Source organism: Pseudomonas sp. (assembly GCF_050739655.1).
GTDB lineage: Bacteria > Pseudomonadota > Gammaproteobacteria > Pseudomonadales > Pseudomonadaceae > Aquipseudomonas.
This window is the reverse complement of sequence record NZ_JBOIBY010000636.1, coordinates 32,565-48,233: the sequence shown is the minus strand read 5'-3', so window position 1 is coordinate 48,233 and position 15,669 is coordinate 32,565. Positions and strand designations below refer to the sequence as shown.

The 15,669-nt window shown below is 56.1% G+C and carries 13 protein-coding genes; 7 read left to right on the top strand and 6 right to left on the bottom strand.

The genetic code is table 11. The annotated features are described in order from the left end of the window. Positions 1-70: 70 nt before the first annotated feature. The gene (locus ACRESJ_RS30445) at positions 71-1,642 is read right to left on the bottom strand and encodes a sensor domain-containing diguanylate cyclase (RefSeq protein ID WP_431761207.1); all 1,572 of its coding nucleotides are present in this window, start codon (positions 1,640-1,642) and stop codon (positions 71-73) included. A 190-nt stretch (positions 1,643-1,832) separates the two neighbouring features. On the opposite strand from ACRESJ_RS30445, the gene ACRESJ_RS30440 reads away from it, so the two are divergent. Next, a complete protein-coding gene (locus tag ACRESJ_RS30440) occupies positions 1,833-2,303 on the top strand; it encodes a hypothetical protein (RefSeq protein WP_431761206.1) in 471 nt (156 codons plus the stop codon). A 64-nt stretch (positions 2,304-2,367) separates the two neighbouring features. On the opposite strand, the gene ACRESJ_RS30435 is transcribed toward ACRESJ_RS30440, so the two are convergent. Then, on the bottom strand, positions 2,368-4,116 hold the full coding sequence (locus ACRESJ_RS30435; RefSeq protein ID WP_431761205.1) for a L,D-transpeptidase family protein: 1,749 nt from the start codon (positions 4,114-4,116) through the stop codon (positions 2,368-2,370). Between the two features lie 82 nt (positions 4,117-4,198). Between ACRESJ_RS30435 and ACRESJ_RS30430 the strand changes: the two genes are divergently transcribed. Continuing rightward, positions 4,199-4,903: a murein L,D-transpeptidase catalytic domain family protein gene (locus ACRESJ_RS30430; RefSeq protein WP_431761204.1), complete on the top strand. Its 705-nt coding sequence runs from the start codon at positions 4,199-4,201 to the stop codon at positions 4,901-4,903. A gap of 127 nt (positions 4,904-5,030) precedes the next feature. Beyond that, positions 5,031-5,822 carry a transporter substrate-binding domain-containing protein gene (locus tag ACRESJ_RS30425; RefSeq protein ID WP_431761203.1) on the top strand — a complete coding sequence of 264 codons (792 nt, stop codon included), beginning with the start codon at positions 5,031-5,033 and terminating at the stop codon, positions 5,820-5,822. A gap of 72 nt (positions 5,823-5,894) precedes the next feature. Here ACRESJ_RS30425 and ACRESJ_RS30420 read toward each other — a convergent pair whose 3' ends face one another. After that, positions 5,895-6,245 carry a DUF6124 family protein gene (locus ACRESJ_RS30420; RefSeq protein ID WP_431761202.1) on the bottom strand — a complete coding sequence of 117 codons (351 nt, stop codon included), beginning with the start codon at positions 6,243-6,245 and terminating at the stop codon, positions 5,895-5,897. 442 nt (positions 6,246-6,687) lie between these two features. On the opposite strand from ACRESJ_RS30420, the gene dusA reads away from it, so the two are divergent. Continuing rightward, entirely contained in the window at positions 6,688-7,683 is a 996-nt protein-coding gene (gene dusA / locus ACRESJ_RS30415; protein WP_431761201.1) for a tRNA dihydrouridine(20/20a) synthase DusA, read from the top strand. A 54-nt stretch (positions 7,684-7,737) separates the two neighbouring features. Here dusA and ACRESJ_RS30410 read toward each other — a convergent pair whose 3' ends face one another. Next, a complete protein-coding gene (locus tag ACRESJ_RS30410) occupies positions 7,738-8,571 on the bottom strand; it encodes an undecaprenyl-diphosphate phosphatase (RefSeq protein WP_431761200.1) in 834 nt (277 codons plus the stop codon). A gap of 532 nt (positions 8,572-9,103) precedes the next feature. Here ACRESJ_RS30410 and ACRESJ_RS30405 point away from each other — a divergent pair. From ACRESJ_RS30405 to ACRESJ_RS30395, 3 genes are all read left to right on the top strand, one after another. Beyond that, complete coding sequence (locus ACRESJ_RS30405) at positions 9,104-9,844, top strand: winged helix-turn-helix domain-containing protein (RefSeq protein ID WP_431761199.1); 741 nt, start codon at positions 9,104-9,106, stop codon at positions 9,842-9,844. A gap of 265 nt (positions 9,845-10,109) precedes the next feature. After that, the gene (locus ACRESJ_RS30400) at positions 10,110-10,769 is read left to right on the top strand and encodes a winged helix-turn-helix domain-containing protein (RefSeq protein ID WP_431761198.1); all 660 of its coding nucleotides are present in this window, start codon (positions 10,110-10,112) and stop codon (positions 10,767-10,769) included. Positions 10,770-11,153: 384 nt separating this feature from the next. Further along, positions 11,154-12,548 (top strand): undecaprenyl-phosphate glucose phosphotransferase, encoded by a 1,395-nt coding sequence (locus ACRESJ_RS30395; RefSeq protein ID WP_431761197.1) that lies wholly within the window; start codon positions 11,154-11,156, stop codon positions 12,546-12,548. A gap of 325 nt (positions 12,549-12,873) precedes the next feature. Here the strand turns inward: ACRESJ_RS30395 and ACRESJ_RS30390 are convergent, their stop codons facing one another. Beyond that, entirely contained in the window at positions 12,874-14,952 is a 2,079-nt protein-coding gene (locus ACRESJ_RS30390) for a YjbH domain-containing protein (protein ID WP_431761196.1), read from the bottom strand. Next, on the bottom strand, positions 14,949-15,662 hold the full coding sequence (locus ACRESJ_RS30385; protein WP_431761195.1) for a capsule biosynthesis GfcC family protein: 714 nt from the start codon (positions 15,660-15,662) through the stop codon (positions 14,949-14,951). Before ACRESJ_RS30385 ends, ACRESJ_RS30390 begins: the two co-directional genes overlap by 4 nt. Positions 15,663-15,669: the final 7 nt, after the last annotated feature.

The window sequence follows — 15,669 nt, the reverse complement described above, 5'->3', positions numbered from 1 at the left end:
ATAACTACTGACAGGCGGACGGTCGGCCAGCCAAAGTGTTTCGGGGGGTGATACAGACTCATGAAGCGCATTAACGATCCGAACGCATCAACGCTTCGACGCCACCCTCCATCGACAGCACGGCCGAGCGGTTTCGACCGCCATGCTTGGCCTGATAGAGCGCCGCGTCCGCCCTCTGGATGAAGACTTCCATACTGTCGTGCCCCGTCGGCACAAATGAATAGCAGCCGAGGCTGACCGTCACATACCCGGTAGGCGATCCGGTATGGCTGATGTTCTTGCCCATGACACTGCGGCGGATTTGTTCGGCAATATTCATGGCACCTTGAATATCAGTGTCGGGCAGCAACACCGCAAACTCTTCACCGCCGTAACGCACCGCCAGATCGGCCTTGCGATGGCAGCAACCCTTGACGGCGCGGGCAACCTGGGCCAGGCAGTGATCTCCCACCACATGGCCGTAGGTGTCGTTGTAGCGTTTGAAGAAATCGATATCGAGGATGATCAGGCTCAATGGGCTTTGCTGACGAGCACCGCGCCCGAACTCAATGTCCAGCGCCCGTTCGAACAAGCGACGGTTGCCCAGCCCGGTGAGACTGTCGTGGGTGGCGATCAGCTCCAGCGCCTGCTGGGCCTGGCGCAAATCCGCCTCGACCCGTTCGCCGACACGCACCTGTCGGATGAACACCCAACCGATCAGGCCAACGCCGAGCATCACCAGCGCGACGATGCCACTGGAGCGAAACGCCGTGTCATACCATCCCGCGAGAATCGAATCCCTGGACGATGCTGCCGACACCACCAATGGATAGGCCTCCAGTTGGCGGTAGCCGTACAAACGAACGACGCCATCCAACACCGACGTGAACATCGCATTGCCGGAGGGTGACCGGGGCAAGAGATTCTGAAAGATTTCGCCCTGGGCCAATGAGCTGCCGATCTGCGACTCCACAAAGGGTCGACGCGCCAGAAGCGTGCCATCGGTCAAGCCCAGAAACATCGAGCCGTTTTCATCAATGCTGAAGCTTTTGAAGAACTGGTCGAAGTACGACATTTTGATCCCGGCCAGCAATACGCCCTGGAACGCGCCGTTCTTGTCGTTCACCCGCTTGGAAACCGGAATGATCCACTCACCGTTTTCGCGGCTGCGAATGGCCGGCCCGATGTGCGCCACGGACGAGACATTCTGCTGGTGGAACTTGAAGTATTCGCGATCCGCCACACCTGGGCCGCGGGGCAGGTTATCGAACGAGGTCACAACCCATTGGCCTTTCTGGTCGAACAGCAGGATGCCGTGAAGTTCATCCAGCGACTGCACGCGCCGCGCGAAGGTTTTCTGCAAGCGCGACCTCAAAGCAGGCGTGAATCCGTCGACCTGTATCCAGTCCACCAGACTGGTCAGCACCAGGTCGGCCTTCATGAAGGTATCTTCGGCCTGCTGCGCCATGGCCCGAGTCACGTTCGACGAGGCGACACGGGCCTGATTCAGGTCGTGGCGCCGGGATTGCTCCAATTGCAGAAAAAGCAAAACACACAGGCCCAGGCACACCGTGGCGATGAACAGCACCGCGGCCTTGCGCAGCGGTAAGCGTTTCAATGCGACGTTTGTGACGTGGTACTGATCGTCAAGGTGTGTGGGCAAAAGCGCTTCCTGATTAGGGAAAGGAATGGGTGCGAGCCCATATCTACTGGTTTCGGGCGCCAAGTTTACGGGGTTACAGGCAAAAAATGGGAGCCACCTTTATCTCGCTTGAGTTGCAGATGACGCAGGACAAAAGCTGGATCACCCTCAAGCAGCTACGATTAGTCCTACATCATGACAAGGAATCGAAATGAGCAAGGCAGACGAACTCGCCGCGAAACTGAAACAACACCAGCGGCATGGCGACACGGATCAGGCTATCGACAGTTGGCCGGGACAAGTCTACGAACTGTACAAGCAAATCGAGAGATGGCTGCTGCCCCTGATAAACGAGGGCCTGGTCTTGCGACGCAATTCCACCCATGTATTCGAAAGCAATCCGCAAGGTGACACTTTCGACTATGCCATCGACCAATTGCTGATCACAGACGACGAGCACAGCATCACCTTCGACCCGATCGCGCGCTTCACGCCGGATGGTGAAGGTCGTATCGAGATTCATTGCAAAGGCAACGAACTTGCCTTACTGCGCACCATTGATGAACACGGCGAAACCCATTGGTGGCTACAAGTGCTCGACCAGGCCACGCCACAACCCGACGCGGTGGCGTTGACTGAAAACAATCTGCTGTCGGTGGTACAGGCCGGGCTGCAGCTTTAGTGCAACAACAAAGGGCGCCCGAGATTGCACCATTCACGGTGATCACGGGCCCTTTCCTGGCTCTTCAGTTGCTTTGATCCGACACAACCATCGGCGTTTGTGCCTGCTGCAAGTCCAGAGCGGGCAACTCCGTCGGCATGTTCAAACGGCGTAAGACCGGGGAATCATAGCCATACACGTCGGGCTTGAACGCCACCCGCCCCTCGTTGCTCATATCCACCGTCCAGTACGCCAAAAGCACCGGCACCTTGACCGGGAGCTTGATGTTTTCGGTCCTGCCCTTCGCCAATTGCTTTTGTATGCCCTCGCTGTTCCAGCGCACCGGATCGTTGAACAGGAGCTCTACCAACTGCAGCGGATTCTCTACCCGGATACAACCGGAGCTGGTGGCGCGCATGGATTTGGCGAACAGCTCGCGGTGCGGCGTGTCATGCAGATAAATCGCGTAATCGTTGGGGAATCGAATGGCCACCTGCCCTAGCGAGTTTTCCGGACCAGCGTCCTGACGCAACGTGATACCGCGCGCGTTGTACCAATCGATACCCGCTGGATCGAGTACATTGCCCTGCCGGTCAAGGGCCCTGATCCGATTGGCAGCCAGGTAGTCAGGGTTCTGTTGAATCTTGGGCAACATATCCTTGTTCAGGATCGTCGGCGGCACGGTCCACGTGGGATTGAAGGTGATGTAGGTAATTTCGGACTGAAAGACCGGCGTGCTGCGAAACGGTTTGCCGACCTGCACCCGAGAACGCCAGATCGGCTGACCGTCGCGGTACAGCGCAATCTTGTAACCCGCGATATCAACTATGACGAACGTGCCCTGAAGCTTGTACAACAGCCACCGCGCCCGCTCCATATTCACCCGGACCTGATCGATCCGTGCTTCCACCGGCACATTCAACGCAGCCAGGGTCGCCGCCCCTGCTACGCCGTCCGCTCCCAGGTATTGCTCGCTCTGATATTTCTTCACCGCTGCGATGACTTTGTCGTCGTAATCGGTCCGCTTGCCCTTGTGCGGTTCAAGATAGCCACCCGCCACCAGGCGGGCACGCAACTGAGTGACCGCCAGGCCATCCATGCCGGGCTTGAGCGACTGACCTTCGGTCACTTTTGGCCAGCCACCGGCATCCCGAACCTGACGCAACTGTGCCAAGGCCACACGCATGTTGCGATAAACCGTCGCTTGCGGGGGTGCTTGAGCAAACGCGCGCGCCACGTCGTGATCATCCAGGGCCGTGAAGAAGCTGTTCACATCTTCGCGGGGATCAACCCCGACAGGGTCGAAGTTCCAATGAAAATCCAGCCGAGCCGGATCGACTTTGCCCCGTCGCAATTGCAACAGCGCGGTGATGTAGGTACGGGTTGCCGCGAGATCGAACGCCGCCGATTGCGCCGGTGTCGGCGCGGTGGCCTGCATCGCCAGTTGTGCCTGGGCCAACTCGGCCACCCGGAAATCAGCCGGCGCCAGGCCATCGATTTGCGTTTCGTTCAGGCTCTTGAGCAGCTGGGTCACATCGCGCCCATTCGTCCAGGCGGCGCGATAGTTGCGGTGCGCATAAAAGTCCAGGACCACGCGGTTGATATCCGCCCGCTGATGCTTGCGCGAGGTGAGCAAGGGCGGGAATGTGGATTGCAGGGGTTCGAGCGTCGCCTGAATGGCCTGACCGACGACGTCATCCGGTGCAGCGGACAATGGATTGGTTTGCGGAGTTACCGGCATGATCGGCGAAGTTTCCGCCAGCGCTGTGCCGCTGATCAGAAAGACCATAAAAAATGCACGGCTTATGACGAATAACCTTGTTAATTGACCCATGGATAATCCTTAATCTCCCGCAATCAAAGGGCTAGCGTCCAACTCGCTGCTAGACTCGAAATATTCCTGATGAGACATTTTTATGGCGCTACACCGCTTTGGCTTCCTATATACAGCGCTGCTGTTGACGTTGGCTACCCTACCACCAGCCTACGCTGATTCGCTCGAAGCCGCGCTGGCCAAGGCTGCTCCAAATGCCAATGCCAAGGTCATTGCCCTGGCAGTGCGCGCCACACAATGCTCCCGCTCCCAAAGCGCTGTTCCGGCACAAAGACTAGCAGTGATCGATTACTCGCTGCCGTCTACCGAACAACGCCTGTGGGTGTTCGACCTGAAAAAGCGCAAGTTGCTGTTCCACGAACTTGTCGCCCATGGCCGCAACAGCGGCGAAAACATGGCCACGCAATTCTCCAACCAAAACGAAAGCTTCGCCACCAGCCTCGGGCTGTTCCGTACCCAGGAAAGCTATCGCGGCCAGAACGGCTATTCGTTGCGCATGGAAGGCCTGGAACCGGGCTTCAACGATAACGCCTATGACCGGGCAATCGTCATTCATGGCGCTCCCTATGTCAGCCCTGTCCTGGCACGGGCCAATGGCCGGATCGGCAGAAGCCTGGGTTGCCCCGCCGTCAGGCCGGCAATTGCTCACAAGCTGATCGACTCGATGAAGGATGGGCAACTGCTGTTTTCCTACTATCCGGACCAGCGTTGGCTGAAGTCGTCTTCCTACATCAATTGCGGTAGCGGCACTGTGGCTTCGTCCGACAAGGCGACTAAACGCCAGTAAACCTCCGCAACACGGTGGAACGGGTATTGATTGGGAGGTTGGTGGCGAGACAGAGGACATTGAGTCCTTCAGGGCTTTCACTACACTCCCTCCTTCAAAACCAATCCATCACAAAAGCCCGATAACAATGAAGATCATCAAAAGCACATGGATGCTCAGTGGCCTGCTCGCCCTATCGTTCGGCGTACAGGCACAGGAAGGCCCTTCACATCTCGATAGCATCATCCAGCAGGGCCAACTGCGGGTTTGCACCACGGGCGACTACAAACCCTATACCTATAAAGCCGAGGACGGCGAATACTCCGGCATCGACATCGCCATGGCCCGCGCCCTGGCCGACAGCCTGGGCGTCAAGGTCGAGTGGGTTCAAACCACCTGGAAAACCCTGATGCCCGACATGCTCGCCGGCAAGTGCGACATCGGCATGGGCGGCATCTCGGTCACCCTCGAAAGACAGAAAAAAGCCTTCTTCAGCACCACCCTCGACGTCGACGGCAAAATCCCGCTGGTGCGCTGCGAAAACCAGGCGCAATACCAAACCATCGACCAGATCAACCAGCCCTCGGTACGCCTGGTCGAACCTGCCGGCGGCACCAACGAAGCCTTCGTCCACGCCTTCCTGCCCAAAGCTCAACTGCAACTGCACGACAACGTAACCATCTTCCAGGAGCTGCTGGACAAGAAAGCAGACGTGATGATCACCGATGCATCGGAGGCGCTCTATCAACAGAAGTTGAAACCGGGCCTGTGCGCGGTGAACCCGACGCAGTACATGCAATATGGCGAGAAGGCCTACCTGCTGCCGCGGGATGACATGACATGGAAGTTGTACGTGGATCAGTGGCTGCATTTGGCCAAGGTGACGGGTAATTATCAGAAGGTGTTGGGGCAGTGGTTGGCGGTGCCTGGGGGGAAGTGACTGGTTGTTGCAAGTAGCGAAAAGGGTGCTCTTCCAGGAGCACCCTTCTTTGTGTGGCCGCGTGGGTAAACTTCACTCAGTGTCCGGCGGATCGACATTATCCAGTGCTCGGTTTACCAACAGCTCACCCACCACCGCCAACTGTTGAATCGACAATGCCAAACTGCGTGATGAGCCTTCGAGCTTACAAGCCAGGTCAGTGGTGAGGACGTTTAGCGAAGCGAGCGTTTCACAGGCGTGACACAGCAAGGTCTCAATGTCGACATCGGGAACGATGGTGAAGACATCACAGATGGGATCCGCGTGAGATGGGTTGCGCAGGCGCTTACTTACAGCACGATTACCGACTTCAGAGAGTTGAGAGTGATCGGTGGGATCGGAAGCAGTTGAAGCTAGAGGTGGATCAGGAGTGATCTTTTTCATTGAATGCGTTCCTAGAATTGATCAAAGGAACTGCCAGCATCACTTCCACATGATGGGTGGCAGCTGTGCGCAGGTGTGGAAGACCGGGGATCCAGGAACCCGGCGCACCCGAAAGTGCCCCGCGCACAGCCGCCATAATTTAACAGCAGACATGAAAAAAGCGCCTGCTTAAATTTTGGTGGCGCCTGTGCGCCTAGATCTTGTGAAGGGCTTCCACACCCTTGTCGCTGATCTTGCAGCGACGAAGAGAGGTCATCTGGCTGATCGGAGGGAGGGCAATATGGGCAAAATGGACGCGATGTGAGGGAGATTTCCTACATTTGCTTGATTGGATCAACATGACGGTTTTTCGCCCGATCAATCGTTCCCGGTTCCGTCCAAGCCCCACCAACCCAATCCTGATAAACTCCCCACCTCCCAGCCTCACCGATTCTGAATCCCCATGTCCGTAACCACCGCCACACCCGCCCCACTCTCCCGCCGCTTCTCCGTCGCCCCGATGATGGACTGGACCGACCGCCACTGCCGATTCTTCCTGCGCCTACTGTCCAAAAACGCCCTGCTCTACACCGAAATGGTCACCACCGGCGCTTTGCTCAATGGTGATCACGAGCGCTTCTTGCGTCACAACGAGGCCGAGCATCCGTTGGCGTTGCAGTTGGGTGGCAGTGTTCCGTTGGACCTGGCCGCTTGTGCGCGGATGGCGCAGGAGCATGGGTACGATGAGGTGAATCTGAATGTGGGCTGCCCGAGTGATCGGGTGCAGAACAATATGATCGGGGCTTGCCTGATGGGGCATCCGCAGTTGGTGGCCGATTGTGTGAAGGCGATGCGTGATGCGGTGTCGATTCCGGTGACGGTGAAGCATCGCATTGGCATTAATGGACGCGACAGTTACGAAGAGCTATGTGATTTCGTCGGTACGGTGCGCGATGCCGGTTGCACGAGTTTTACCGTGCATGCGCGGATTGCGATTCTGGAAGGGTTGTCGCCGAAGGAGAACCGTGAGATTCCGCCTTTGCGCTATGACGTGGCGGCGCGGTTGAAGGCGGACTTTCCAGAGCTTGAGATCGTTCTGAACGGCGGGATCAAGACGCTGGAGGCTTGCCACGAGCATTTGCAGACGTTTGATGGCGTCATGCTGGGCCGTGAGGCTTATCACAATCCTTATGTGATGGCCGAAGTCGATCAACAGCTGTTCGGCAGCACAGCGCCCGTAATCACTCGTGCCCAGGCGCTGGCGCAGCTGCGACCTTACATCGCCGCGCACATCGATTCGGGTGGTTCGATGCACCACATAACCCGGCATGTGCTGGGGTTGGGCACCGGGTTCCCGGGGGCTCGCAAGTTTCGCCAGTTGTTGTCGGTGGATATTCACAAGGCCAAAGAGCCTCTGGCGCTGCTGGATCAAGCCGCCGAGTTGCTTGAAGGGCGTTAATGCCCGCTCCATGAGGTCATGCAGCCAGGCGGTTTGGTCCGCCTGGCTCGGCTGTCAGCCTGCGGCAGCGGCCGTCCAGTTCACCCATCCAAACACCCAGGTTGCCAGGATCAGTAAACCAAATGCGATCCGGTACCACGCGAATGCGGCATAACTGTGGTTCGCAATGAACTTGAGCAATCCGCGCACGGCGATCATCGCGAAAACGAACGCTGTCACAAAACCCAGGGCGAATACCGGCAGGTCACCGTTCTGGAACAGGTCCCGGTACTTGTAGCCTGAATACACGGCTGCGCCGACCATCGTTGGCATCGCCAAAAAGAACGAGTATTCGGTGGCGGCCTTGCGCGACAGGCCAAACAGCAAGCCGCCGATGATGGTCGATCCGGAGCGGGAAGTGCCCGGAATCATCGCCAGGCACTGCGCAAAACCTACCTTCAGTGCATCTGACCAGCGCATGTCGTCCACCTGGTCGATATTCACCACGTGCTCCCGCTGCTCCGCCCACAACATCACAATCCCGCCCACGACCAATGCGACGGCTACGGTGATTGGGTTAAACAGGTACTCATGAATCTTGTCGGCGAATAACACGCCCAGAACAACCGCCGGAAGAAAGCCAATCAGCAGATTCAAGGTAAAACGCTGGGCATTGCGCTGGGTCGGCAAGCCTTTGACGATGTCGAAAATCCTGGGACGAAACTCCCATACGACGGCAAGAATGGCGCCCAATTGAATAATAATGTTGAACGCCATGGCGCGTTCGCCGCCAAACTCCAGTAAATCAGCAACGATAATCTGGTGACCTGTGCTGGATATGGGTAAAAACTCTGTCAGGCCTTCTACCGCACCTAAAATCAATACCTTTATAAGGGTCCAGAAATCCATTAATCCTCCGTCAAATCGCCTTCAAGAGCGACCTGTTAACTGCATCAGGTATCAAAAAACAACTGCCATGGCCTGGCACCAGCGGCGCAGAGTATGTCCTATCAAATCGCACACTCAAGTCATGTTAATAATCGTCCGATTATCAACTTCTTCAGAATAATTTTGAGCTGAAGATGAAAAGGCTCTACCATTCAACAAAATGTGACCAAACTCACATTATTGCTGTTTCTACAGAATAGGGTCGCTGGGCAGGAGGGGTGGGTCTTGTCGCGCCAGACAGTGGCAAAAGGACATACAAAAACAAATCGCCATAGACTCAAAATAGTGGCACAATTCCATATTGCCACCATCTAATGGCCATATCTCACTAGTTCACGCGGCCGAGAAAAGCAACTAAAAGCTTGAAAAGCTTAGTTATTGTTATAAAACTCGAGAGCCACGTCTAAAATCCGCCTAAATGTTACCAATTGTCAGTCACAGATGAGAACCGGTGCTTTAACATCCCGATGTCAGCACCTATTCGAGTCAATGCATGATGCTTACAGGGAACTTGGCAACTAAAAGCCAGCACCGCATAAACGACGAACCTGGGGTCCTCACTCTGGGTCGTACGGACGGTGTGGCTGAGCGTTTTAGTGCGCTAATCGCAAGGCACGTGCGGGCCGATATAGCGCTTGATACCAGTTCGTACACTCATTCATATAAGAAGAACGAACACCCCGGCTCATATCGCGCCATCTTCATCATCATTGACAGCCCACAGGCCCTCGAAGAAGGCCTCGCACTGTTGGAAAACCTGCGCACTGTCAACTTGAAGCCCATCATTTGCGCAGTCATTACAGGTCGGGGCGCCTTCAACAAGATGAAGTACTATCTTGCGGGAGCCGACTTTTGTATCAAGTTCAATACCCTCTCCGACGAAGGTTCTGAGTTACTTGCCGAATTCTTCCGCAGTGAAGAGTGGCAAAGAGATATCAACCTCGTACTCGATCCCACCCGAATCTGTTTGATGGACAGCAGCAAGAAGCTGGACATTTCTTTTGCCGAAATGAAGATTCTGGAAGCATTTGCGCAAACCAATAATCACATACTAAGCCACGATGAAATCGCCGCAATCATGGGGCTCAACAGCAATTTTTACGACCCCAGAGCACTGGAAAAATCGATCAGCCGTTTGCGCGGAAAAATCAAGGACACCTATGGCACAAACGCCATCCAGAGCATTCGCGGGTACGGGTACCGTCTGGCAAGAGGATTGATTTCGACCGCCTGAGTAAAAAATCAGACGTCTTTCTTCATGCAACTAAAAAATACCGGCTCAATCGTTTTATTTGTACTTCAGGGAAATTTTATCGAGTTAATAACCGTCGTAACACTGAACTATAACAATAAGAAGTTAGTCTATAGCAGATCGTGTGGAACCTATCGAGGGCCAATTCAGGGCCCAGACCCTGCCTTTTCGATTACTTCCGAGGGAGTGACTACTCCCCTGCCGATCATCTTTTAGCCAAATTTGGCATGTACTTCAGGAGAGAGACATGGAAATTAGTACAACCCTCCCAAGAAAATATTTTGTCGTCGTTACCCACAGTACAACGTCGCAACGTGAGCTTGAGACCATTTTGTCCAGCGAGCGTTTCAATTCGTTCGGGACATCCCAGGCACAAATGTTTATTGAAGGTGTTGCATCGCCCTCTTCCGCTCCAGTGCTGATGGAATTCACTTACCCAAGCGTTACAAGGAAAAAAGTGGCGCAAAGTATCGAGCATGACACACAGAGAATATTGGCCACTCTCGAATCAGAATGGCTGGCAGCGCAATCCGAAAACCCATTCCACAGCAAGCCGACAACGACTGCGCTAGCCCATGACATCGCCCAGACAATCGAGGGCGATGCGCCTTACAGCAAAGTCTGGCAACTCGACAATGACCAGGGTGCATTGGTTAAAGAAGGTATCGAGATCAGTCTGACCGGATTGGAAGCCACACTTGTCAAGAAAATGCTGAACCATGAAGATCGGGTGGTCAGTCGAGACGAATTGATCCTCAGCATCGGCAGGGAACCGGAGCAATATCGCGGTCTGGAAATGTGCCTGAGTCGCCTGCAAGACAAATTCAAAAGCGCCAGTAATGGTGAACGATTGTTTCGCGCCGTGCGTAACCGCGGTTACTGCCTGATCCAGGAAGTGGTCTGCTGAACGTCTGACCCTGGCAACAACACAAACATGAACAGTGCGACTACAACAATAAAAAGAGCACTTTGTTTGTTTTCTCCCAGCGCTGCCCCCTCCTGCCTTCACCCCTTCTACAATACCTAACACAACATTAAATATTCATCCTTTGGTGATCGACCATTTCTAACGTCCGGCCACTTGCAATTTTATAAGTTGGCAATTTGCCATCTTGTTAGAACTCGTCAGACACCCTCCCTCACCAATAAATTAGTCTATTGACTGACGACAGTTCGGTATATCGATGTTGTTTCCTCAGGACACTCGCTCTAACAACAACAACAATAAGTCTACTTAACAACTCGGTTTTCAACTGTCGAAACCTGAATGGACGTCTTTTGGGGATATATTATGGAACTTACGCTTGGTATTAATCGGAACACCGGCCTCAAGGGACTTACCTTTTGGGGTCAATGGGCGCTGGCGCAGGGTTTTGTTGTTTCGTTGTTGTTCATACTCGCTGAACGACACACCGGAACGGTCGAGTTCTACTACCGAATGTGCGCAACGCTGGCGGTATTAGCCTCGGTTCCGGCTTACACGTTCAGTGGCGTGTATCGCAAAAGAGACAACTACCTGACGGGGCTGGGTCGCCTGTTCATGGGCTGGTCCATGACCATGGCCGCGCTGGCCTTCATCGCATTTGTCTGCAAGGCCGATGAACTGTTTTCGCGCCAGGTGATCCTTGGTTGGGCGGTGTACGGGTTCCTTGGCCAGGCGCTGCTATACGCGCCGCTGCACGCCTTTTCGAAGTTCTATCAGCGGTCTCGCACAAGCGAACATAAAACCTTGATCGTCGGTACTGGGGAGCTGGCACTGGGGTTGGCAAACAAGCTGAACCATCTGGAGAACCTGCCGTTGGTGGGTCTGGTCAGCAATGGTGTCGCTCCTTCCCTGGAACCAGGCGCGCCACGCATCGTCGGCGATCAGGAAAATCTGCTGGAACTGATCAAGACCCATGACATCCGCCGCCTGTACATCACCCTGCCCTTGTCGGAAGCGGCAAAGATCGAAGCCATGTATGTCGATCTGCTGGGTGCCAACGTTGACGTGGTCTGGGTGCCGGACTTGAACAGTCTGACGCTGCTCAATCACTCGGTGAAAGTCGTGGATGGCTTGCCGGCGATCTATCTGAACGAAAGCCCGCTGACCAGCCGCCCTACCGCCGCGCTCAGCAAAAGCCTGGTGGAAAAAAGCGTGGCGCTGCTGGCCATTATCCTGTTGAGCCCGGTATTGCTGCTTATTGCACTTGCCGTGAAACTCAACTCGCAAGGCCCGGTGTTCTTCAAGCAGGATCGTCATGGCTGGAACGGCAAGGTGATTCAGGTCTGGAAGTTCCGCTCGATGCGCGTGCACGATGACCGCGAGGTCAAGCAGGCCAGTCGAAATGACTCGCGTATCACTGCGGTTGGACGCTTCATCCGCCGCACTTCGCTGGATGAACTGCCGCAACTGTTCAACGTCCTGCAGGGGCATATGGCACTGGTTGGCCCACGCCCTCATGCCGTCGCGCACAACAACTATTACTCCGGGAAGATTTTGGCCTACATGGCGCGTCACCGAATCAAACCGGGCATTACCGGTCTGGCACAAATCAATGGTTGCCGTGGCGAGACGGACACCATCGACAAGATGCAGAAGCGTGTCGAGATTGACCTCAAGTACATCAACAACTGGTCGCTGTGGCTTGATCTGAAGATCCTGGTGAAGACGCCGTTCACGTTGTTGTCGAAGGACATCTACTGATGGGCTAGCGTTGCGCAACGCAATACCGCAAGGGGACGCAAGTCCCCTTTTTTGTGGCTGGGATTTGGGGTTTGGCTGGCGATGTTGATGTGCATGGACTGACGCCATCGCGGGCAAGCCCGCTCCCACAGGGGATAGCGGTGTACCTGGATTTATGGTTTGGCCAATGACCATTGTGGGAGCGGGCTTGCTCGCGATGGCGGTGGGTCAGGCAACACTGTTGTTGATGGACTGACGCCATCGCTGGCAAGCCCGCTCCCACAGGGAACGGCGGTGTACGCGGATTTCTGGTTTGGCCCGCAGGTGTTTGTGTCGAGCCCAGTTGCTACTCAGTAATCTTCTCAAAGTTGCGGTAGAACATGTCGTCATCGCGGCTGTCGGTCATGGAGTGCAGCTGGAAGCTTCTATTGAGCCGTGCGCCGCCGTCCCGGGTCAGTGGCGACCAGACGAGGTTGGCGCGGCGCATGGTCGACATGCTCATCAGTTCATCGAACGGAATGGACAGATAGATGCCTTTGTCGAAACTACCTTCGCCGTATTCGGCGCCGGTTACGGTGGTGATCGTCGCCCAGGCACCAAACCGCACCCCGTTGGAAAACTCCCGCGAGATATCGAGCGTGCCGCCCCAATCCCCTGCCAGATAGCGCCCTACGCTGACCGCCGCGAGCGTATCGAATGGCAAGTCCGTGTAGCCGGTGATGTGCCCGGTAAGCACCGAGTAATCACGCAAACCAAACCCCTGATCGAATTCGCGCTGACGCACGTAGTTGAGGTCCGCACCGACAGACCAGCGCTGGCCGGTCGGGCGAAACAGCACTTCACCCCCGACCCCGGCGAACATCGATTCCAGATAGCCGCCGTAGACCATGCCGTACAGGTCTTTGTCCAATTGCTCGGCGTGGCTGAGCTGGAACAGGGGCATGGTGACATCGGAGGTCGTCATGTATTGACGCAAGTCCGTGCGCACACGGGGTAAGCCACTGGGCGCGTCGTAGGTGAACTTGTCGAAGTTGTTCGCCAGGTTTGCACTGAGCAAGCCGTTCCACCAGGTGTTGCGGTTAAACCGGTACTCGGCGTCCGCGTCGGCACTGAACTGATAGAGCAAGCCATCGGGACCGCCAACGTTCTGCTTGAAGCCCAGTCCGACGCCATAACTGAACGGTTGGGGAGCGCCAGTGAAGAGGGTTTTCTCGTTGTGCGGCATCGCCGGATTGATCTCGGTGGTGCGGTGCAGCGTTTGCAGCGGCTCCTCGTTGTTCACCACTTCGCGGAAGGTTTGCCGAGGCACGCTGGTTTCTTCCAGCGGCAGGTCATAGCGCTTGTTCACCAGGGTGAACCAGTCGATGTCGTCATTCACACTGTTGTCCAGAACCCGGCTCGCGCGGCCCACCGCTTTGGACGAATGGAAATAACGCGATTGTTCGCCATACACCAACAACTCGGAGCCGCGCTGGCTGATGCGCTCGACCTTGTAGCCGGCATTTTGCTGCAAGCGTTGCGACACGTCGGCCCAATTGACCTGATCCATCGTCGTGGTCGGCGCCTTCGCCGGCAGCGGTTCGGCTGGCGGATCAAAGGTTTTGGCCGGCGCCTTGCGGCTGACGAAGTTGGTGTGGAAGGTGACGCCGAACATCGCCGTGTTGCCACGCTCCCAAGCTGCGCTGACATCGATCGAGTCAGTCAGCTTGAAGACTGCACCGAGGTTGATCGGCGAGTCCTGCTTGATCTCGTTGTCCTTGGGTTCGTGCTTGTAATCGTTGCCTTCGTATTCCAGTTTCAGGCTGAGTCGATCCCAAGGAGTCTGGTAGGTCACACCACCGAACAATGAAGGGCTACCGCGAAAGTAAGACCCGGCGTTAACGTCACCGGTGCCTTCACTGTCCGGGCGGGTCTTGAAGCGGTCATCGACCCAACCCAGCGGGTTATCGAAGTCGCCGCGATTACCCAGGTAACCCCAGGCGATACCGGCGCTGAAATCAAAATTGTCGTAGCGCTTGTTGGCCACCAGGAACTCACTGGAGAACAAACCCGTACCACCAATGTCCCGGAAACCCAGCGCCACTTCGGGCGCCCAATGGCTTTCTTCCCACAGGCGGGCTTTGAGGTCGACCGCCTTGTCCTTATAGCTCTGGCTGCCGCTCAGCGACTCCGGGCCGTAAGGGCGGTTGGTGATCGCGGTGTAGCGAAACGAGCCCTCCAGCCATTCAAGCGGCTGTAGCGACACGCTGTATCGGCTATAGGGGTCGGTGCGGTTGGCATTCACGCTCAATTCACCGGCCGGCGCCATTCGCGCCGTCGGCGTTTGCAACAAGCCAACGCCACCGAAATCGTTTTGAGTAATGCGCGGCTCCGCATGAGCCAAACCACAGGGCAATAACAGTACTGCTGCAAAACGTAAATTCAACGAACCACCTCAGCCAGCTGCGTGGCAATGAATTCGGCCAACTGCTGATTCAGTTCAGGGATAGGCGGATCAAGGTCATCATTTTTGACCGGGACCAGAATCTTGCTGCCAGCGGCAGGTATCTGCCCGCTCTCGCGATTCCAGTGCGCAATGCCAACCCGCCGCGAGACGCCGTTGGGTTGGATCAGCCACAAGTAATCGGCATCTGCATCGATGAGCGACTCACAGCCTTGCAAATAGTCGCGAGCCTCTTGCAGCGGTCGATAGGGCAACCGGCATGGTTCGGCGACCGCGCCCAACACTTCGACCTCGTCGACTCGCAACGGGTAGATAAGGCGGTCGCCATCGTCCAGGCGCATGTTGCGCGCAAACCCGACTTCCACCGCGACCGGGTCAAGGTCAGCCACCTGGCGCCCGGTGACGGGCATGCGCCTGACTTGCTCGGCCAGACGCACCGCCAGGGCAGCGCGGCTCGGCCTGTCGAAGAGCAGGGCCATGCGCTGCAACACGTCCAGATCGAACAGCACTCCGGCCTTGAGCCGAGCCTGTTGTTCAAGCAAGGACTGACGCAGCAGTACGCCCGCCAGCCAGTAACTTTCGGCATTGGGTTGTGCCACGTTGATCACATCCAGCAAACGGCCACCGGCAGGCAGGTCGACGGGTCCGGGATTGGCGACGTCACCGGTAACAGTGACCGCCCCATGGCTCATGCCGGTG

Excerpts from the sequence above, each read along its gene's own strand:
- ACRESJ_RS30430 (WP_431761204.1), top strand. The coding sequence starts at position 4,199 with ATGGCGCTACACCGCTTTGGCTTCCTATATACAGCGCTGCTGTTGACG.
- ACRESJ_RS30405 (WP_431761199.1), top strand. The coding sequence starts at position 9,104 with ATGATGCTTACAGGGAACTTGGCAACTAAAAGCCAGCACCGCATAAAC.
- ACRESJ_RS30400 (WP_431761198.1), top strand. The coding sequence starts at position 10,110 with ATGGAAATTAGTACAACCCTCCCAAGAAAATATTTTGTCGTCGTTACC.
- ACRESJ_RS30395 (WP_431761197.1), top strand. The coding sequence starts at position 11,154 with ATGGAACTTACGCTTGGTATTAATCGGAACACCGGCCTCAAGGGACTT.
- ACRESJ_RS30410 (WP_431761200.1), bottom strand. The coding sequence starts at position 8,571 with ATGGATTTCTGGACCCTTATAAAGGTATTGATTTTAGGTGCGGTAGAA.
- ACRESJ_RS30420 (WP_431761202.1), bottom strand. The coding sequence starts at position 6,245 with ATGAAAAAGATCACTCCTGATCCACCTCTAGCTTCAACTGCTTCCGAT.
- dusA (WP_431761201.1), top strand. The coding sequence starts at position 6,688 with ATGTCCGTAACCACCGCCACACCCGCCCCACTCTCCCGCCGCTTCTCC.
- ACRESJ_RS30435 (WP_431761205.1), bottom strand. The coding sequence starts at position 4,116 with ATGGGTCAATTAACAAGGTTATTCGTCATAAGCCGTGCATTTTTTATG.
- ACRESJ_RS30425 (WP_431761203.1), top strand. The coding sequence starts at position 5,031 with ATGAAGATCATCAAAAGCACATGGATGCTCAGTGGCCTGCTCGCCCTA.
- ACRESJ_RS30440 (WP_431761206.1), top strand. The coding sequence starts at position 1,833 with ATGAGCAAGGCAGACGAACTCGCCGCGAAACTGAAACAACACCAGCGG.
- ACRESJ_RS30385 (WP_431761195.1), bottom strand. The coding sequence starts at position 15,662 with ATGAGCCATGGGGCGGTCACTGTTACCGGTGACGTCGCCAATCCCGGA.